This is a genomic window from Massilia sp. KIM (genome assembly GCF_002007115.1).
Lineage (GTDB): Bacteria > Pseudomonadota > Gammaproteobacteria > Burkholderiales > Burkholderiaceae_D > Telluria.
Genome location: NZ_MVAD01000002.1, coordinates 53,916 through 71,072 on the forward strand (window position 1 = coordinate 53,916; position 17,157 = coordinate 71,072).

General features: G+C 66.7%; 14 protein-coding genes. 8 read left to right on the forward strand and 6 right to left on the reverse strand.

What is annotated here, in order from left to right; all coding sequences use genetic code 11:
* Nucleotides 1-8: 8 nt before the first annotated feature.
* Nucleotides 9-755 carry a tetratricopeptide repeat protein gene (locus B0920_RS15025; protein WP_078033475.1) on the reverse strand — a complete coding sequence of 249 codons (747 nt, stop codon included), beginning with the start codon at nt 753-755 and terminating at the stop codon, nt 9-11.
* 131 nt (nt 756-886) lie between these two features.
* Nucleotides 887-2,947, reverse strand: a complete 2,061-nt coding sequence (gene recG / locus B0920_RS15030) for an ATP-dependent DNA helicase RecG (protein ID WP_078033476.1) — start codon at nt 2,945-2,947, stop codon at nt 887-889.
* A 105-nt stretch (nt 2,948-3,052) separates the two neighbouring features.
* On the opposite strand from recG, the gene queA reads away from it, so the two are divergent.
* From queA to secF, 5 genes are all read left to right on the forward strand, one after another.
* Nucleotides 3,053-4,075, forward strand: a complete 1,023-nt coding sequence (gene queA / locus B0920_RS15035) for a tRNA preQ1(34) S-adenosylmethionine ribosyltransferase-isomerase QueA (RefSeq protein WP_078033477.1) — start codon at nt 3,053-3,055, stop codon at nt 4,073-4,075.
* Nucleotides 4,076-4,083: 8 nt separating this feature from the next.
* Complete coding sequence (tgt, locus tag B0920_RS15040; RefSeq protein WP_078033478.1) at nt 4,084-5,223, forward strand: tRNA guanosine(34) transglycosylase Tgt; 1,140 nt, start codon at nt 4,084-4,086, stop codon at nt 5,221-5,223.
* A gap of 372 nt (nt 5,224-5,595) precedes the next feature.
* Nucleotides 5,596-5,928, forward strand: a complete 333-nt coding sequence (gene yajC / locus B0920_RS15045) for a preprotein translocase subunit YajC (RefSeq protein WP_078033479.1) — start codon at nt 5,596-5,598, stop codon at nt 5,926-5,928.
* Nucleotides 5,929-5,981: 53 nt separating this feature from the next.
* Nucleotides 5,982-7,874: a protein translocase subunit SecD gene (secD, locus tag B0920_RS15050; RefSeq protein ID WP_078033480.1), complete on the forward strand. Its 1,893-nt coding sequence runs from the start codon at nt 5,982-5,984 to the stop codon at nt 7,872-7,874.
* A 2-nt stretch (nt 7,875-7,876) separates the two neighbouring features.
* Nucleotides 7,877-8,899 (forward strand): protein translocase subunit SecF, encoded by a 1,023-nt coding sequence (gene secF, locus B0920_RS15055; RefSeq protein WP_078033481.1) that lies wholly within the window; start codon nt 7,877-7,879, stop codon nt 8,897-8,899.
* A gap of 585 nt (nt 8,900-9,484) precedes the next feature.
* Here the strand turns inward: secF and B0920_RS15060 are convergent.
* The 4 genes from B0920_RS15060 to B0920_RS15075 all read right to left on the reverse strand — a co-directional run bounded on the left by B0920_RS15060 (nt 9,485) and on the right by B0920_RS15075 (nt 13,105).
* Nucleotides 9,485-11,272 carry a DUF4214 domain-containing protein gene (locus B0920_RS15060; RefSeq protein ID WP_078033482.1) on the reverse strand — a complete coding sequence of 596 codons (1,788 nt, stop codon included), beginning with the start codon at nt 11,270-11,272 and terminating at the stop codon, nt 9,485-9,487.
* A 136-nt stretch (nt 11,273-11,408) separates the two neighbouring features.
* Nucleotides 11,409-12,242: an HDOD domain-containing protein gene (locus tag B0920_RS15065; protein ID WP_078033483.1), complete on the reverse strand. Its 834-nt coding sequence runs from the start codon at nt 12,240-12,242 to the stop codon at nt 11,409-11,411.
* Between the two features lie 105 nt (nt 12,243-12,347).
* The gene (locus tag B0920_RS15070) at nt 12,348-12,629 is read right to left on the reverse strand and encodes a hypothetical protein (RefSeq protein ID WP_078033484.1); all 282 of its coding nucleotides are present in this window, start codon (nt 12,627-12,629) and stop codon (nt 12,348-12,350) included.
* Nucleotides 12,626-13,105: a MarR family winged helix-turn-helix transcriptional regulator gene (locus B0920_RS15075; RefSeq protein WP_078033485.1), complete on the reverse strand. Its 480-nt coding sequence runs from the start codon at nt 13,103-13,105 to the stop codon at nt 12,626-12,628. Before B0920_RS15075 ends, B0920_RS15070 begins: the two co-directional genes overlap by 4 nt.
* Before the next feature lie 159 nt (nt 13,106-13,264).
* On the opposite strand from B0920_RS15075, the gene B0920_RS15080 reads away from it, so the two are divergent.
* The 3 genes from B0920_RS15080 to B0920_RS15090 all read left to right on the forward strand — a co-directional run bounded on the left by B0920_RS15080 (nt 13,265) and on the right by B0920_RS15090 (nt 17,147).
* Nucleotides 13,265-14,206 (forward strand): GlxA family transcriptional regulator, encoded by a 942-nt coding sequence (locus tag B0920_RS15080; protein WP_078033486.1) that lies wholly within the window; start codon nt 13,265-13,267, stop codon nt 14,204-14,206.
* Nucleotides 14,207-14,796: 590 nt separating this feature from the next.
* Complete coding sequence (locus B0920_RS15085; protein ID WP_078033487.1) at nt 14,797-16,038, forward strand: acetylornithine/succinyldiaminopimelate transaminase; 1,242 nt, start codon at nt 14,797-14,799, stop codon at nt 16,036-16,038.
* Between the two features lie 80 nt (nt 16,039-16,118).
* Nucleotides 16,119-17,147, forward strand: a complete 1,029-nt coding sequence (locus B0920_RS15090; RefSeq protein WP_078033488.1) for an arginine N-succinyltransferase — start codon at nt 16,119-16,121, stop codon at nt 17,145-17,147.
* The last annotated feature ends 10 nt before the right edge of the window (nt 17,148-17,157 follow it).

The following is a 17,157-nucleotide window of genomic DNA, read 5'->3' on the forward strand; positions in this document are numbered from 1 at the left end:
CCGTTTTCTCAGCGCTGGGCCAGCGCGGCATCCAATTGCTGGAACAGCGCGCGGTGCAGGTCGCGGCTGTGGGCGTTCATGTGGCGGCGGGCATGCGCGATTTCCTTCATCTCCCGCTCGAGCAGGACGGCGTCGCCGTTGCGGTGCGCCCACAGCGCCAGTTCGATCCGCGCCTCGATGCCGCCGAAGCGCTCCACCGTCTGTTCAAGCTGGGGACCGGCGTCGGCCTCGCGGCCGGCCGCCGCATAGGCGCGTCCAAGCGCCAGGCCGACCTCTTCCGGACGAAAGGACGGATGTCTTGCCTGCAGCGGCGCCAGCAGCGTGGCTGCCGCTTCCGGCTGGCCGTTGGCCGCCCGGGCGCGTGCGGCGCCCAGGATCACCTCCGGGTCGCTGGCGAACGGACCCTGCAAGCAGGCGTCATACTGGGCCATCGCCTCGGCTGTCTGGCCGGCTTCGAGCAGGGCTGCAGCAAGTCGCATCTGGTTGTGCGCGGTCGGCGTCAGGTCGAAGGCGCGCTGCGCCTCGCGCACTTCCCGGCCCGGGTCCAGGCTTTTCTGGATCGAGCGCCCGGCCATGCGCGCCTGGCGCTCGATGCGCGAGTGCGGCAGGAACACCACCGCGAAATACACGATGCTGCCAAGGATAGGGAAGGAAAACAGGATCAGCAGCCAGTACATGGGCCGTCCCGTGCGCATGGCATGGATCGCGAAGAAGATGGCGACGAGGAAGTGAAGTGCGAGTCCTATGAAGGGCATGGCGCGGTCCTGGGCTGGTGGTCGCGGAAGGCGCAGCCGCTTGGCCGCGCCACTGGACCGCCAATGTAGCGCCGAATGGCGTCGCGCTTGCTATCGAATTGTCACGGCCGGCGTCAATTCACCGTCGCGGCTCAGACCTTGAGGAATTCCTCGCGCCCGCCCAGCCAGCGCGCCAGGTGGGCGTCGACCACCGCCATGTTGTCCGGCGTTTCGTGCTGCAGCAGGTGCTGGGCCACGTCGCGCGCCCGCTCCACCAGCCATTGGTCGGTCTCCAGGTCGGCGAAGCGCAGCATGGCCTGGCCCGACTGGCGCGCGCCCAGGAATTCGCCGGGGCCGCGGATCTCCAGGTCGCGGCGCGCGATCTCGAAGCCGTCGGTGGTCTCGCGCATCGTCATCAGGCGCTGCTTGGCCACCTGCCCAAGAGGGCTCTGATACAGCAGCAGGCAGACGCTGGCCGCCGAGCCGCGGCCCACGCGCCCGCGCAGCTGGTGCAGCTGCGACAGGCCGAAGCGCTCGGCGTGCTCGATCACCATCAGCGAGGCGTTCGGCACGTCCACCCCCACCTCGATCACGGTGGTGGCCACCAGTACGTGCACCTCGCCCGCCGCGAAGGCGTCCATCACCATCTGCTTCTCGGCCGGCTTCAGTCGGCCGTGCACCAGCCCCACCTGCAGGTCGGGCAGGGCCGCCGCCAGGGTTTCATAGGTCTCGGTCGCGGTCTGCAGTTGCAGCGCCTCCGATTCCTCGATCAGCGGACAGACCCAATAGACCTGGCGCCCCTCGAGCGCGGCCGCGTGCACGCGGTCGATCACCTCGTCGCGCCGGTTCTGGTCGATGGCGCGGGTGACGATCGGGCTGCGCCCCGGCGGCAGCTCGTCGATCACCGAGACCTCCAGGTCGGCGTAATAGGTCATGGCCAGGGTGCGCGGAATCGGCGTGGCCGACATCATGAGCTGGTGCGGCACCAGCCCGTCGCTGCCCTTGTTGCGCAGGGTGAGGCGCTGGCCGACGCCGAAGCGGTGCTGCTCGTCCACGATCACCAGTCCCAGCTTCGCGAACTGCACCGTGTCCTGGATCAGGGCGTGGGTGCCGATCACCAGCTGCGCCTCGCCGGACTCGATCAGCTCGTAGGCCGCGGTCTTTTCCTTCTTCTTGAGGCTCCCGGTCAGCCAGGCCACTTTCACGCCCAGCGGCTCCATCCAGGCCGCGATCTTGCGGAAATGCTGCTCGGCCAGGATTTCGGTCGGCGCCATCAGCGCCGCCTGGTAGCCGCTGTCGATGGCCTGGGCGGCGGCCAGCGCCGACACCACGGTCTTGCCGCTGCCGACGTCGCCCTGCAGCAGGCGCTGCATCGGATAGCCTTCGCGCAGGTCGGCGCGGATCTCCTTGACCACGCGCTGCTGGGCATTGGTGAGCCTGAAGGGCAGGGCCTGCAGAAAGGCTTCCGACAGCGCGCCCACCGCGCGCAGGTGGGGCGCGCCCTTTTCGCGCCGCGCCTGCTGCGCGCGCTTGAGCGAGAGCTGCTGGGCAAGCAGCTCGTCGAACTTCATGCGCTCCCAGGCCGGGTGCGAGCGTTCGACGAGCGCATGCTCATCGACGTCCTTGGGCGGATAGTGCAGCAGCTTGACCGCCGGCGCGAAGTCCATCAGGCGCATGCGCGCGCGCACCGCCTCGGGCACGGTGTCGCTCCAGTCGATGCGGCGCATCGCGTCCGCGATCGCGCGCCGCAAAATGGTTTGCGACAGCCCTTCGCCGGCCGGATAGACCGGGGTGAGGGAAGTGGGCAGCGGCGCGCCCTCGTTGACCACCTTGTAGGTCGGGTGGACCATCTCGGCGCCGAAGAATCCGTGCTTGAGCTCGCCCCGCGCGCGCATCCTTACGCCCTCGGACAATTGCTTGACCTGGCTGCCGTAGAAGTTCATGAAGCGCAGCAGCAGCTCGCCCGTGTCGTCCTGGATGCTCACCAGGAGCTGGCGGCGCGGCTTGTAGGTGATTTCATTTTTGACCACGAGGCCTTCGACCTGCCAGGTCTGGCCGCCGCGCATGCAGGCTTCGCGAATCGGGACGATTTTCGTCTCGTCCTCGTAGCGCATCGGCAGGTGCAGCACCAGGTCCATGTCGGTGCGCAGTCCCAGCCGGGCGAGCTTGCTTTCGATGGTTTTGGGCGCGGATGTGGTGTTGGAAGCGGGCATAGTGCGGCAAATTGGCGCTTGCTGGCGTAAAATAGAGGGTTCGCCGCACGCGCTGGAGCCTATATTGTAAAGCTGGCAGCGCCCATTTTCCCAGAATTGAGAACAATGTACTCGCTTTCCGATTTCGACTTCGACCTGCCTCCAGAGCGCATCGCCCAGGTGCCGCTGCCTGACCGCAGCGCTTCGCGCCTGCTGCAGCTCGACGGCGACCAGATTACCGACCGCCAGTTTTCCGACATCGTCGACCTGCTCCAGCCGGGCGACCTGCTGGTGATGAACAATACCCGCGTGCTCAAGGCGCGCTTCTTCGGCGTCAAGGAAACCGGCGGCCAGGTAGAAGTGCTGGTCGAGCGCGTGCTCGACAGCCGCACCGTGCTGGCCCAGGTACGCGCTTCCAAGTCGCCCAAGCCGGGCAACCGGATCCGCCTGGCGGACGCCTTCGAGGTCGTCACCGGCGAGCGCGCCGGCGAATTCTTCACCCTGCACTTCGAGGGCGACGTGTTCGAGCTGATCGAGGCCCACGGCCGCCTGCCCCTGCCGCCCTACATCGAGCACGACGCCGACGAATTCGACGAGCAGCGCTACCAGACCGTGTACTCGAAGGAGCCGGGCGCGGTGGCCGCGCCGACTGCCGGCCTGCACTTCGACCAGCCGCTGCTGGACCGCCTGGCGGCCAAGGGCGTCAAGCTGGCCTACGTGACCCTGCACGTGGGCGCCGGCACCTTCCAGCCGGTGCGGGTCGAGAACCTGTCCGAACACAAGATGCACACCGAGTGGTACACCATCCCGCAGGAGACCGTGGACGCGGTGCGCGCCGCCAGGGCAGCCGGCCGCGACGTGGTCGCCGTCGGCACCACCTCGTTGCGCGCGCTGGAATCGGCCTCGCAGTCGGGCGCGCTGGCCGCGGGCAGCGGCGACACCGCCCTGTTCATCACGCCGGGCTATGTGTTCAAGACGGTGACGCGCCTGATCACCAACTTCCACCTGCCCAAGTCGACCCTGATGATGCTGGTGTCGGCCTTCGCCGGCTACCACGAGATCCGCAAGGCCTATGCCCACGCGATCGCCCACGAATACCGCTTCTTCAGCTATGGCGACGCCATGCTGCTGACCACGCAATCCCGCTGACCAACACGATGCTCGAATTTACCCTCCTGAAGAAAGACACCAGCGGCCTGTCGCATGCGCGCCGCGGCCGTCTGAAGCTCAACCACGGCACCATCGAAACCCCGATCTTCATGCCGGTCGGGACCTATGGCTCGGTCAAGGCGATGTCGCCGGTCGAGCTGAAGGAAGTCGGCTCCCAGATCATCCTCGGCAATACCTTCCACCTGTGGCTGCGCCCGGGCGTGGACGTGCTGAACAAGTTCGGCGGCCTGCACCAGTTCATGGGCTGGGACAAGCCGATCCTGACCGACTCGGGCGGCTTCCAGGTGTTTTCGCTGGGCGCGATGCGCAAGATCACCGAGGAGGGCGTGAAGTTCGCCTCGCCGATCGACGGCTCGCGCCAGTTCCTGTCGCCCGAGGTGTCGATGCAGATCCAGCGTGCGCTGAACTCGGACATCGTGATGCAGTTCGACGAGTGCACGCCCTACGAGATCGACGGCCGCCCGGCCACCGCGGACGAAGCGGCGAAGTCGATGCGCATGTCGCTGCGCTGGGCCCAGCGTTCGATGAACGAGTTCAATGCGGGCGGGAACCCGAACGCGCTGTTCGGCATCGTCCAGGGCGGCATGTACGAGCACCTGCGCGACGAGTCGCTGGCGGGGCTGGAGGACATCGACTTCCCGGGCCTGGCGATCGGCGGCCTGTCGGTGGGCGAGCCGAAGGAAGACATGCGGCGCATCCTGGCCCACGTCGGCCCGCGCCTGCCGGAGAACAAGCCGCACTACCTGATGGGCGTGGGCACGCCGGAAGACCTGGTGGAAGGGGTGGCCAATGGCGTCGACATGTTCGACTGCGTGATGCCGACCCGGAACGCGCGCAACGGCTGGCTGTTCACCCGCTTCGGCGACGTCAAGATCAAGAACGCACGCTACAAGGACGACCCGGCGCCGCTGGACGAGAGCTGCGACTGCTACTGCTGCAAGAACTTCTCGCGCGCCTATTTGCACCACCTGCACCGCTCGAACGAGATCCTGGGGGCGCGCCTGAATACCATCCACAACCTGCATTACTACCTGAAGCTGATGCAGGAGGTGCGCGATGCGATCGACGCCGACGGGTTCCATGCGTTCAGGCTGAAGTTCAACGCGGACCGGGCGCGGGGTGTGTAAGCAGGGGAGAGCAAGGAAGCCGACAGCTCGCGGCGACTATTTCGGCCCTTGGCCTGCGCACGTCATCCCGGCGAAGGCCGGGATCCAAGTTTTGCCCGCATCCCAGCTTCGTGTAAAAGGTAGTGGCGACGCGACGAACTTGGATCCCGGCCTTCGCCGGGATGACGTTTTTGGGCACGTAGTCAAAGGTGGCAGGGCCATCTGCACGCAGGATTTGGACAGCGAATGCGTATTGACACGAACCGGAATTATTTTTCCTTCAACATCTTGCATTCCATTTAGCAAGACCTACATACCTCCAGATTGTCCCGCGCCAGTAAGCCGGTGCTAGAATACACCGCTTATTTTTTTAACTTCACAATCGGAGTTCTTGTGTTCATTTCCAACGCGTACGCTCAAACTGCCACTGCCGCCGACCCCGGCCTGATGGGCAGCCTGACGACCTTCCTGCCGCTGATCCTGATGTTCGTGGTCATGTACTTCCTCATGATCCGCCCTCAGCAGAAGCGCCAGCGTGAACTGAAGGCGATGATGGACGCGCTCACCAAGGGCGATGAAGTGGTGACCGCCGGCGGCATCGTCGGACGCGTCAGCAAGGTCACCGACAGCTACGTCACCCTCGAGGTGGCGCCCGGCACCGAAATCACGGTCCAGAAGAACGCCGTGACCACCCTGCTGCCGAAAGGCACCCTGAAAGCCCTGTAAGCAAGCCTTGCGGCCCCTCGGGGCCGCAGCGCCCAACCGAACGCCGGAACACTATGAATCGCTATCCCGTCTGGAAATACTTACTGATCGTCATCGCGCTGCTGCTCGGCGCGCTGTACACGGCGCCTAACTACTTCGGCGAGTCGCCGGCCCTGCAGGTGACTTCCGGCCGCTCGACGGTCAATGTCACCAGCGCGACCGTGCCCCTGGTCGAGGATGCGCTCAAGCGCGCCGGCATTCCCACCACCGCCGTCAGCCTCGAAGGCAGCGGCCACAGCACCTCGGTGCGGGCCCGCTTCGCCGGCACCGACGAGCAGTTCCGCGCCAAGCTCGCGCTCGAGCGCGACCTGAACCGCGACCAGGAAAACCCCGATTTCATCGTCACCGTCAACCTGGTGAAGAACACCCCGGCCTGGATGCAGGCGATCGGCGCGCTGCCGATGAACCTGGGCCTGGACCTGCGCGGCGGCGTCCACTTCCTGCTGCAGGTCGACACCAAGGCCGTCCTCGACACCAAGGTCAAGGGCATCCAGGCCAGCGTGCGCAGCAACCTGCGCGACAAGAACGTGCGCCATGCCGGCATCGAACGCGTCGGCGACACCGTCGAAGTGCGCTTCCGCGACGCCGAGACCCGCGCAGCCGCCCGCAACGCCCTGGCCGCGCAGTCGAACGAACTGGCTTTCGCCGACGCCGCCGACGGCGCCGACCAGAAGCTGGTGATCACCCTCAAGCCGGACGCCCTCAAGCGCACCGTCGAAGACGGCGTGAAGCAGAACATCGTCACCCTGTCCAAGCGCATCAACGAACTGGGCACCACCGAGCCGATCATCCAGCAGCAGGGCGCCGACCGCATCGTGGTCCAGCTGCCGGGCGTGCAGGACGTGGCGCGCGCCAAGGACATCATCGGCCGCACCGCCACCCTCGAACTGCGCATGGTCGATTCGACCGTGACCCCGGGCACCGAACTGTCGGCCGCCATCCCGCTCAACTCGGAACTGTTCACCGAAGGCCGCGGCGCCCCGGTGGTGGTCTCGAAGGACGTCATCCTGACCGGCGACTACATCTCGAGCGCCGTCGCCAGCTTCGACCAGAACCAGCAGCCGGCCGTCTCGCTCGACCTGAACGGCGACGGCGGCCGCCGCATCCGCCAGGCCACCCGCGACAACGTCGGCAAGCGCATGGCGATCCTGCTCAAGGAAAAGGGCAAGTACAGCGTGCTGTCGGCGCCGACCATCCAGAGCGAACTGGGCTCGACCTTCCAGATCACCAACATGGGCACCTCGGAAGACGCCAACGAGCTGGCGCTGCTGCTGCGCTCGGGCGCGCTGTCGGCGCCGATGGAATTCATCGAAGAGCGCGTGATCGGCCCGCAGCTGGGCGCCGAGAACATCGAGCGCGGCCTGTACTCCACCATCTGGGGCTTCGTGGCGATCGCGATCTTCATGATCGTCTACTACCACCTGATGGGCTTCTTCAGCGCGCTGGCGCTGGCGGCCAACGTGCTGTTCCTGCTGGCCATCCTGTCGATGATGCAGATCACCCTGACCCTGCCGGGCATCGCCGCGATCGCGCTGGCGCTGGGCATGGCGATCGACGCCAACGTGCTGATCAACGAGCGCATCCGTGAGGAACTGCGCGCCGGCGCGGCGCCGCAGGCGGCCATCTCGGCCGGCTTCAAGCACGCCTGGGACACCATCTTCGACTCCAACGTGACCACCCTGATCGTCGGCCTGGCGCTGCTGATCTTCGGTTCGGGCCCGGTGCGCGGCTTCGCCGTGGTGCACTGCCTGGGCATCCTGACCTCGATGTTCTCGGCGGTGTTCGTGGCGCGCGGCTTCGTCAACGCCTGGTACGGACGCAAGAAGAAGCTGACCAAGATCTCGATCGGCACCGTGTGGGCGGAAGGCATCGCCTCGCCCAGCAAGAAACAAGCTACTCAGGACTAACGATGGAATTTTTCAAGATTAAGCGGGACATCCCGTTCATGCGCCACGCGTTGATCCTCAACGTGATCTCGGCGCTGACCTTCCTGGCGGCCGTGTTCTTCCTGGCGACCAAGGGCCTGCACTATTCGGTGGAGTTCACCGGCGGCACCGTGATGGAGCTGCGCTATCCGCATGCGGCCGACCAGGAAAAGATCCGCGCCACCCTGCGCAGCATCGGCTACGAGGCGCCCGAGGTGCAGAGCTTCGGCACCGCACAGAACGTCATGCTGCGCCTGCCCATCCAGCAGGGAAAGCCGGCGGCCGAGACCTCGACCCGCGTGTTCAACGCGATCTGCGCCTCGGAGCAGGGCACGCCGAAGCAGTTCCAGACCACCACCGACAAGGGCGAGCAGGTCAGCCGCACCAGCTGCCTGAACGCCGCCGGCCAGGAAATGGTCAGCCTGCAGCGCGTCGAATTCGTCGGCCCGCAGGTCGGCGACGAGCTGGCCCAGAACGGCCTGAACGCGCTGCTGATGGTGGTGGTGGGCGTGGTCGCCTACCTGGCCATCCGCTTCGAGTGGAAGTTCGCGGTCGCGGCGATCATCGCCAACCTGCACGACGTGGTCATCATCCTCGGCTTCTTCGCCTTCTTCCAGTGGGAGTTCTCGCTCACGGTGCTGGCGGCGATCCTGGCGGTGTTGGGCTATTCGGTCAACGAGTCGGTCGTCATCTTCGACCGGATCCGCGAGATGTTCCGCAAGCAGCGCAAGATGACCGTCACCCAGGTGATCGACCATGCGATCACCAGCACCATCTCGCGCACCATCATCACCCACGGTTCGACCCAGATGATGGTGCTGGCGATGCTGCTCTTCGGCGGCCATGCCCTGCATTACTTCGCCATCGCCCTGACCATCGGCATCCTGTTCGGTATTTACTCCTCGGTGTTCGTGGCGGCGGCGATCGCCATGTACCTGGGCATCAAGCGTGAAGACCTGATCAAGCCGGTCAAGGAAAAGGACGAGACCGACGGCGCGGTCGTGTAAGCACGGCGCCTGGCCTCAGGATGCCGCCCGGCCCAGCCGCGGCGGCATTTTTTTCGTCCAGCATAATGACATCCTTGCATTTATGTGCGCCAGCGTACAGAGTGTCTGGAGCCCAACCGTCTATAGTGGACCCGTCTCTTTCAGGACATCCCTAGTTTTGGACTTTGCCCGCTCACGAAGCGGGCATTTTTTTGCGCGAGCTCAGACACTTGGTTCGCCGATGTGGCGAAAAGCGACAATCCTTCCATAGTGTGAAACAGCGCACGGAGCGGGGTGGGAGGCGGACCTATACTGAGCTCGTCTCTTTCAGGACATCCCTAGTTTTGGACTTCACCCGCTCCCGCAAGGAGCGGGTTTTTTTTTGCCGCCATCGAGCGCGCCCGGATAAAAACGCCACATGCGGCGTCCAGTGTGAAGCAGCGCACGGAGTTGCCCCGCAACCGGCCCCACAATGGACCTGTCTCTTTCAGGACATCCCTAGTTTTGGACTTTGCCCGCTCCCAGGAGCGGGCATTTTTTTTTCATGAAAAAGGCCCCTCGGCCACGCGGGCGGAGGGGCCTGGGCGCGGGGTGCGCCGCGAAGGCTCAGGCGGTGAGGCCGACCAGCACGATGTCGTCCTGGCCAGGAGCGCCGTCGGCGAAAGTCGCCAGCTGGGTCAGTTCGTCGGCCTCGATCTGGTCGTCGTCGTCCTTGTTCACGTACAGGAACAGGGCGGCGCCGCTGCCCGCGTTCTCGGTGGCCAGGATCAGGAGGTCCTGGCCGGAGGCCAGCGCGCCGACCTCGAGCGCCGCGTTGAGGCTGGCCAGGGTCTGGTTCAGGCCGGCCGCGGCGCCCAGCACGATCTGCCCGGTCACGTTCACCGCCACCGCTTCCGCCGCCGCGTCCACGGTCGCCGAGGCCGACCAGGCCAGCTTGCCGTCGGCGTTGTCGTCGATCGCGCTGGCCGCCGCCCCTTCCAGGGCGAGCTTGTCGTTGCCGCTGTCGAAGCCGAGGATCAGGTCGGCCGCGCCGGCGTCGATCTTGTCGACCACGATGGTCAAGGTGGCGCCGTTGTCGACCACCACATCCTGTCCGCCGCCGGTGGCGACGCGCGCCGCGAGCTTGTCGACGCCGATGAAGGCCTCGTTTTTCTGCTCGGTGGACGAGCGGATCAGGTCGCCGCCCAGGGTGGTGCTGGCGGCCACCGCGAAGCCTTCCTGCACGAACAGGCCGTCGCGGCCGCCCGCGAACAGGGCCGAGCCGGCCGCCAGGTGGCCGTCGGCGCTGGCGAAGGTGCCGGCGGTCCAGCTCATGCGGTACAGGCCGGCGTCCAGCTGGCCGTCGAAGGACAGGGCGTTGCCGCTCGCCGTCATGCCGGCGCCGGTGTAGTCGGTGCTGGTCGGCTGCGGCGTGCCGCTGCCCGCGTCCTCCAGCGTCAGGCCGTCGGCAACGGCCAGGCCGGTGGCCGCCTTGACGACCAGCTTGCTCGGGTTGTCGGCCAGATGGAACTCGAAGCCGGTCGCGCCGCCGTCGCCACTACCGGGCTTGCCGGGTTTGCCGGGCTTGCCCGGCTCGATGTCCAGGTTCAGGGCCTTGATCGCGGCCGGCAGGCCGCCCTTGCCCAGGGTGGCGATCAGGTCCTTGAGGGTCATGCCCTCGGGCAGGGCTTCCAGCAGCTTCTTCATGCCGCCGCCGCGCTTGAGCGAGGCCATCGCGTGGGCGTCGGCCGAGGCGCCGCGCGCGGTTTCGGCCAGGCTTTCGACCAGGGCCACCGGATCGGCGGCGCCGGCGCCGGTCTCGAACAGCGCCAGCATGTCCTCGCCCGAACCGAGGGCGGCGACCGCCTCGGGCGAGGTGGTGGCGACGTCGGTCAGGGTGGTGGTCGACTTGACCAGGGCGTCCAGGTCCGCCTTGGAGGAGGCCGGGGTGACGGCGCGCACCAGGACGCGCGCCGCCTCGACCGCGGCGATGCCGTCGTAGCCGGCGCCAGAGGCTTCCACGGCGGCCGTGAACTTCTCGACCGCTTCCTGGCGCAGGCTGGACAGCTTCAGGTCCCCGCCCTGGGCGCCGCGCAGCACTTCGATGGCGACGTCGGCCACCGAGGCATGGCCCTTGCTGATCACCTCGACCCAATAGGCCAGGCCGCCGGCTTCCGGCGCGCGGTCGAACAGCTGCTCGTAGATCTGGGTGATGCGTTCGGCGGCGCTGTCGTCGCCGAAGCGCACCTGGGCTTCGGTGGACGCGGCGAAAGCCGCCTTGATCGCGTTCAGGTCGCCGTTCGCCTTGGCGAGCTGCTCGGCCCAGTACTTCATGCCGGCGGGATCCGCGGGGCGGCCATAGAAGGCGAGGTAGAAGGCGTTGACGGTGGAGTAGTAGATCGCGGGCTGGCTCATTTCGGGAAGGCGCTGGGCGCTCGTAGTTGACTTGTGGAAACTATTATATCCACATGGAATCAACGGGGCGCACGATATGCGTTTGCAGTTGCGCTACGGCAACAATAGCGGCATACAGCCGCAGCCTTGGCGCTGCTTACATCAGCGCCGTGGTCAGGCTCTGGACTTCGGCGGCCGATTCTTCCAGGATCTGGACCAGGGTGCCGGCCCCGGTGGCGAAGTCGATGGTGGCCGCGCTCTCGTGGCTGGTGGCGCCGGGGCGGACCAGCAGGGGCGAGGGCAGGGCCGCCAGGTCCTTGGCCAGCAGCAGGGTGTCGCCCAGGGTTTCCGGAGGCAGGGCGCGCATGCCGTTCCACAGCGCTTCGATGGCGCCCATCACCGCCACCGGCACGCCCAGCTTGAGCAGCACGCCGCGGCCGATCGGCACTTCGCCGTGCTCGATCCAGTCTTCGGCGCCGCCGTCCAGCAGTCCCGGGTAGCGCTCCGCCTGCGACAGCGCGTAGAAGCCGCCAACTTCGTGCACGATGCCCGCGAACATGGCGGTTTCGGGGTCGACGAAGGAGACACGGCGCGCGATCACCTGGGCCAAGGCGGCCACGTGGGCCGAGTGCGCCCACAGCTGGTCGGCCTTGGCGCGCAGCGCCGGGTCCTGGATCTCGCTCGCCAGCTGGCGCACGATGACGGCCGCCGCCAGCGCGCCGAGGGTGCGGAAGCCCACGCGCTGGACCGCCGCGCGGACGTTGGTGACGTCGTTGCCGGAACGGTTGTAGGCCACCGAATTGGCGATCGCCACGGTGCGCGCGGCCAGCAGCGGTTCGGCCTGGACCAGGCGCGCGGCCGCGTCGACGTGGCAGTCGGGCTCGGCCAGCGAACGCTGGAGCTTGAGCGTCGCGGCGACGCTGGTCGGGAAGCTCAGCTCGCCGCGGCTGGCCTCGGCGGCGATGCTCTTGAGTGCGGAGAGTCTGTCCATCAAAAAATTATACCCCCATCGCACCGGCAAACCGCCGAAAAATTTTGCTCTACGGCATCTTTTTGTGACCAGGGTGTGACACCCGGGCGCCTGCCGTGCGGGTGGTCAGGGCTCGCTGAAGATGGCGTCGCAGCCGTCCTTGGGCTCTTCGGTATCCTGCAGTTCGTCGACCAGGCCGAGGTCGAAGAGTTCCTCCACCGCGTTCATGAAACTGTTCAGCTTGGTCGCGCCGATCAGGCGGTAGATCTCGCCCGCCTCGTTGCGCACGCCGATCAGCATCTTTTCCTGTTTGACTTCGTCCAGCGGCGCCACATCGAGCAGCAGGTTGCCGATGATGTGCTTGTCGAAATGGGCAGGCTTCTTGCCTTCGATCAGGGAGGTTTTCAAGGGGAGTCCTTAGTCAGGGAGGATGAAGGGGAGGGGAAATCGGTGGCGGCGCCCCGGGCGACGGCATTGCGCAGCCGGGTCAGGGCGGCGTCCAGGGCCTCGAAGTCGGCTTCGCCATAGCCGGAGAATAATTGTTTTCCACGGGCGACCACTTGGGGGAAGACTTCGCAGAATACCTGGTCTCCTGCCGGGCTCAGGCGGACGAAGAAAGAGCGTTTGTCGTCGCTGCTGCGTTCGCGCATGACCAGACCTTTCTGTTCCAATCGCTCGATGACGCCGGTCAAGGTGCCCTTGGTGATCAGGGTGCGCTCGCCCAGCTCCTTGTAACTCATGCCGGCGGTATTGCCCAGCGTGGCGATGATGTCGAACTGGGCGTGCGTCAGCCCGTGGCGGCGTACCGATTCGCCCGAGAAGCGCTCGAAGCCCTGCATGCATTCGGCCAGCAGCCGGACACTCTTTAAGTAACGTTCCCCCATGGAGAGGAATTATAGCCGTCCGCCAACGCTTTGCTGTTTCGCCACGTCACTGCCGGGTCCGCCGGGTTTCCTCACCCTGCGTTGTTATCCAGTATCATAAAGGACTACGCCTTGATGCGGACCGCGCTTTCCCCTCCATGACACCGCCGATTCACCCCCATGCAGCCAGTTGACCTGTCCCGCCTGGCGCAGGAGCGGCCGCTGCGCGTGCTGCTGGTGAATGCCGGCGAGCCGGACGCGCTGACCTGGTCGGCCTTGGTCCAGCCGCTGCGCCTGGCCGCCAAGCTGATGGGGCCGGAGCGCCTGCACGTCGACGTGCGCGGCCCCGACAAGTTCGTGGGCGACGCCCAGCGCCACTGGCACCTGGTGCTGCTGGTGGCGGACGAGTCCGAGGCGGCGCTGAAACCCGCCAACTGCCGCGCGCTGGTCGAGCGCTGCCGCGCCGCGCCCTTCTGGGGCGGGGTGGGAGCGGGCGTGCTGTGGCTGGCCGACGCCGGCGTGCTGCAGGGCGTGCGCACGGCCCTGCCGTGGTCGCTCTATCCGGACGTCGGCGCGGCCGCCGAAGGCGCGCTGCTCACGCCCCACCTCTACGAATTCGACGCCAACCGCCTGACCTGCTGCGGCGGCGCCGCCAGCCTGGACTTCGCCCTGACCCTGGTCGAGCACCTGGGCGGGCCGGCGGTGCAGGCCCAGGTCAAGGAAATCCTGTGCGTGGACCGGGTGCGCGGCCCGGACGAGCGCCAGCGCGTGGCCCTGCAGGCGCGCTTCGGGGCCCTGCAGCCCAAGCTGAGCGAGGCGGTGGCGCTGATGGAGGCGAACATCGAGGAACCCTTGTCGACCGACGAGATCGCGCAGCTGGCGGGAGTGTCGCGGCGCCAGCTGGAGCGGCTGTTCAAGCAATACCTGGGGAGCCTGCCTTCGCGCTACTACCTGGAGCTGAGGTTGAAGCGGGCGAGGCAGTTGTTGCTGGATACCAATCATTCGATCGTGCAGGTGGGGTTGATGTGCGGTTTTTCGTCCGGGTCTCACTTTTCGACGGCGTTCGGCGCGCTGTTCGGCAACACGCCGCGGGAAGAGCGGCAGAGGAAGCTCGGTCAGTAAGCGCTTGCACACCTGCGATCCCGCAGCGCGTCCGCCTATTCTCTTTCCCTAAGCTGCACCTCATCCCGGCGAAGACCGGGATGCAAGCCCCTTTGGCAGCAATCCCTGGCACGTCATCCCGGCGAAAGCCGTAACGCAAGCCCCTTTGGCCGCAATCCTTAGCACGTCATCCCTGCGAAGGCCGGAATGCAAGCCCCTTTGGCCGCAATCCTTAGCACGTCATCCCGGCGAAGGCCGGGATCCAATTCCGCAGGTTAGTGGGAACGCCGGCAGCATCGGTTCGCGGCGAGAACTTGGATCCCGGCCTTCGCCGGGATGACGTTTACACGCTGCGTGTGGTTAATACGGCAACATGCTTCCGGCGTTCAGCGTGCAGGCCTTCAGCCTTCAGCGCTCAGCGTGCAGGCGTTCAGAGTTCAGCATGCACGCCCTCGGGCGCAGCCACCAGGCGCGCAGGCAAGTTGCCATCCGACCAAAAATGAAAATCCCCGTCGCACTTCTGCAAGAAGTTCCCGGGTGGCGTTCCTATAATGGCCCGAACCTGCGGCGCTCCGCCCGCACAACCATTACTCTGAACTGGATGAGGAACCATGAACGCAAAGCTTGATTCGGGTGTCACCACGCGGCCTGTCACACGGCAGACCTTCGACGAAGTCCTCGTCCCGACCTATGCCCCGGCCGCGATGGTGCCGGTGCGCGCATCGGGCCTGGACGTGTGGGACCAGGAAGGCAAGCACTATCTGGACTTCACCTCCGGCATCGCCGTCACCAGCCTGGGCCACGCCAACAAGGAAGTGGCCGACGCCCTGACCCAGCAACTGAACACCCTCTGGCACCTCGGCAACGGCTACACCAACGAGCCTGTCCTGCGCCTGGCCACGGCCATCACCGAAGCCACCTTCGCCGACCGCGCCTTCTTCTGCAACTCCGGCGCCGAAGCCAACGAAGCGGCCCTCAAGCTGGCGCGCAAGTATGCGCACAACAAGTTCGGCCCGCACAAGTCGCGCATCGTGTCCTGCCTGTCGTCCTTCCACGGCCGCACCCTGTTCACCGTCTCGGTGGGCGGCCAGCCGAAGTACACCGAAGGCTTCGAGCCGCTGCCCCAGGAACTGAACCACATCCCCTACAACGACATCGAAGCCGCGCGCGCCGCCATCACCGATGACGTGGCGGCCGTGATCGTCGAGCCGATCCAGGGCGAGGGCGGCGTCATCCCGGGCAACCCCGATTACCTGAAAGCCCTGCGCGAGTTCTGCGACCAGACCGGCGCCCTGCTGGTGTTCGACGAAGTGCAGTCGGGCATGGGCCGCACCGGCTCGCTGTTCGCCTACACCCAGATGGGCGTGACCCCGGACATCCTGACCTCGGCCAAGGCCCTGGGCAACGGCTACCCGATCGGCGCCATGCTGACCACCCACGAGATCGCGTCGCACCTGGCGGTCGGCACCCACGGCACCACCTATGGCGGCAACCCGCTGGCCGCGACCGTCGGCCTGAAGGTGATCGACATCATGACTCGTCCGGGCTTCATGGAACGCGTCAAGCAGGCCTCGGCGAAAGTCATGGCCAACCTCGAGAAGCTGGCCGCCGACTACCCGCAGGTGTTCGGCCAGCCGCGCGGCATGGGTCTCCTGCTCGGCCTGCCGATGGCGGAAGCCTACAAGGGCCGCTCCAAGGACTACACCAAGGTCGCCGAAAAGCTCGGCCTGATGCTCCTGATCGCCGGCCCCGACGTGGTGCGCCTGGCCCCGGCCCTGGTGGTGTCGGACGAGCAGATCGCCGAAGCGGATCGCCTGATGCGCCAGGCCGTCGAGGCGTTCATCGCCGGCTGACGCCGCGCACGGATACGGCCGGCCCGCCCGCGAGGGCGCGGCCGGCCGTTGCACGCACTGGTCTGTTTGAGGGAGTTCACATGTATGTAGTCCGTCCGGTCGACGTCGCGGATATCGGCGCCCTCGAGGCGATGGCCGCGCTCTCGATGCCCGGCGTGCACACGCTGCCGCGCACGCGCGAAGGAATCGTCGCCTTCGTCGAACGCTCGCTGGCCTCGTTCGCCGCCCACGTCGACATCCCGAGCGAAGAGTCCTACCTGTTCGTGCTCGAAGACCTGGCCTCGCGCGAGGTGGTCGGCACCGCCGCCATCCACGCCTCGGCCGGCTCGAACGGCACCTATTTCGCGTTCCGCAACGACGTCATCCAGCAGGTCTCGCGCGACCTGAACATCAGCCACAGCGTGCATGCCCTGACCCTGTGCTCGGAACTCACCGCCTGCTCGCAGCTGTCCGGCTTCTACCTGCGCCACCGCGAGCGCGCCGGCCTGGAAGCGGCCCTGCTGTCGCGCGCGCGCCTGCTGTACGCGGTGCAGGCCCCGCACCGCTTCGGCGACCGCTTCTTCGTGCCGCTGGCCGGCCGGCTGGATGCGGACGGCCAGTCGGCGTTCTGGAACGCCCTCGGCCGCAAGTTCTTCAAGATGGACTTCCTCGACGCCGAGCGCGTCATCGGCGGCGCCCGCAACCGCACCCTGATCGTCGAGCTGATGCCGCACTATCCGGTCTACGTGCCGCTGCTGCCGGGCGACGCCCAGGCCGCGATGGGCCAGATCCACCCGAGCGGCGAGCTGGCCTTCAACCTGCTGACCCAGGAAGGCTTCGAGGCCGACCAGTACATCGACATCTTCGACGGCGGCCCGATCCTGCAGGCCCACCGCAATTCGCTGCGCTCCTTCTGCGGCTCGCAGCTGCGGCGCGTCGAGAACGCCGGCCTGGCCGCGGCGCCGGAATCCCTGGTCAACTACGCCGTCGCCAGCACCGAACGGAATTTCCGCGCCGTGATCGCGGCCTGCCCGCCCTGCGAAACCAGCCAGGCCCTGTGCCTGCCGCGCGAAGCCCAGCAGGCGCTGGGCGTGGCGGCCGGCGACAACGTCATCTGCGTGCGCATCTAGAGAGGAAACA

Coding starts and splice junctions, on each gene's coding strand:
- B0920_RS15025 (WP_078033475.1), bottom strand. CDS start 755: ATGCCCTTCATAGGACTCGCACTTCACTTCCTCGTCGCCATCTTCTTC.
- recG (WP_078033476.1), bottom strand. CDS start 2,947: ATGCCCGCTTCCAACACCACATCCGCGCCCAAAACCATCGAAAGCAAG.
- queA (WP_078033477.1), top strand. CDS start 3,053: ATGTACTCGCTTTCCGATTTCGACTTCGACCTGCCTCCAGAGCGCATC.
- tgt (WP_078033478.1), top strand. CDS start 4,084: ATGCTCGAATTTACCCTCCTGAAGAAAGACACCAGCGGCCTGTCGCAT.
- secD (WP_078033480.1), top strand. CDS start 5,982: ATGAATCGCTATCCCGTCTGGAAATACTTACTGATCGTCATCGCGCTG.
- secF (WP_078033481.1), top strand. CDS start 7,877: ATGGAATTTTTCAAGATTAAGCGGGACATCCCGTTCATGCGCCACGCG.
- B0920_RS15060 (WP_078033482.1), bottom strand. CDS start 11,272: ATGAGCCAGCCCGCGATCTACTACTCCACCGTCAACGCCTTCTACCTC.
- B0920_RS15065 (WP_078033483.1), bottom strand. CDS start 12,242: ATGGACAGACTCTCCGCACTCAAGAGCATCGCCGCCGAGGCCAGCCGC.
- B0920_RS15075 (WP_078033485.1), bottom strand. CDS start 13,105: ATGGGGGAACGTTACTTAAAGAGTGTCCGGCTGCTGGCCGAATGCATG.
- B0920_RS15080 (WP_078033486.1), top strand. CDS start 13,265: ATGCAGCCAGTTGACCTGTCCCGCCTGGCGCAGGAGCGGCCGCTGCGC.
- B0920_RS15085 (WP_078033487.1), top strand. CDS start 14,797: ATGAACGCAAAGCTTGATTCGGGTGTCACCACGCGGCCTGTCACACGG.
- B0920_RS15090 (WP_078033488.1), top strand. CDS start 16,119: ATGTATGTAGTCCGTCCGGTCGACGTCGCGGATATCGGCGCCCTCGAG.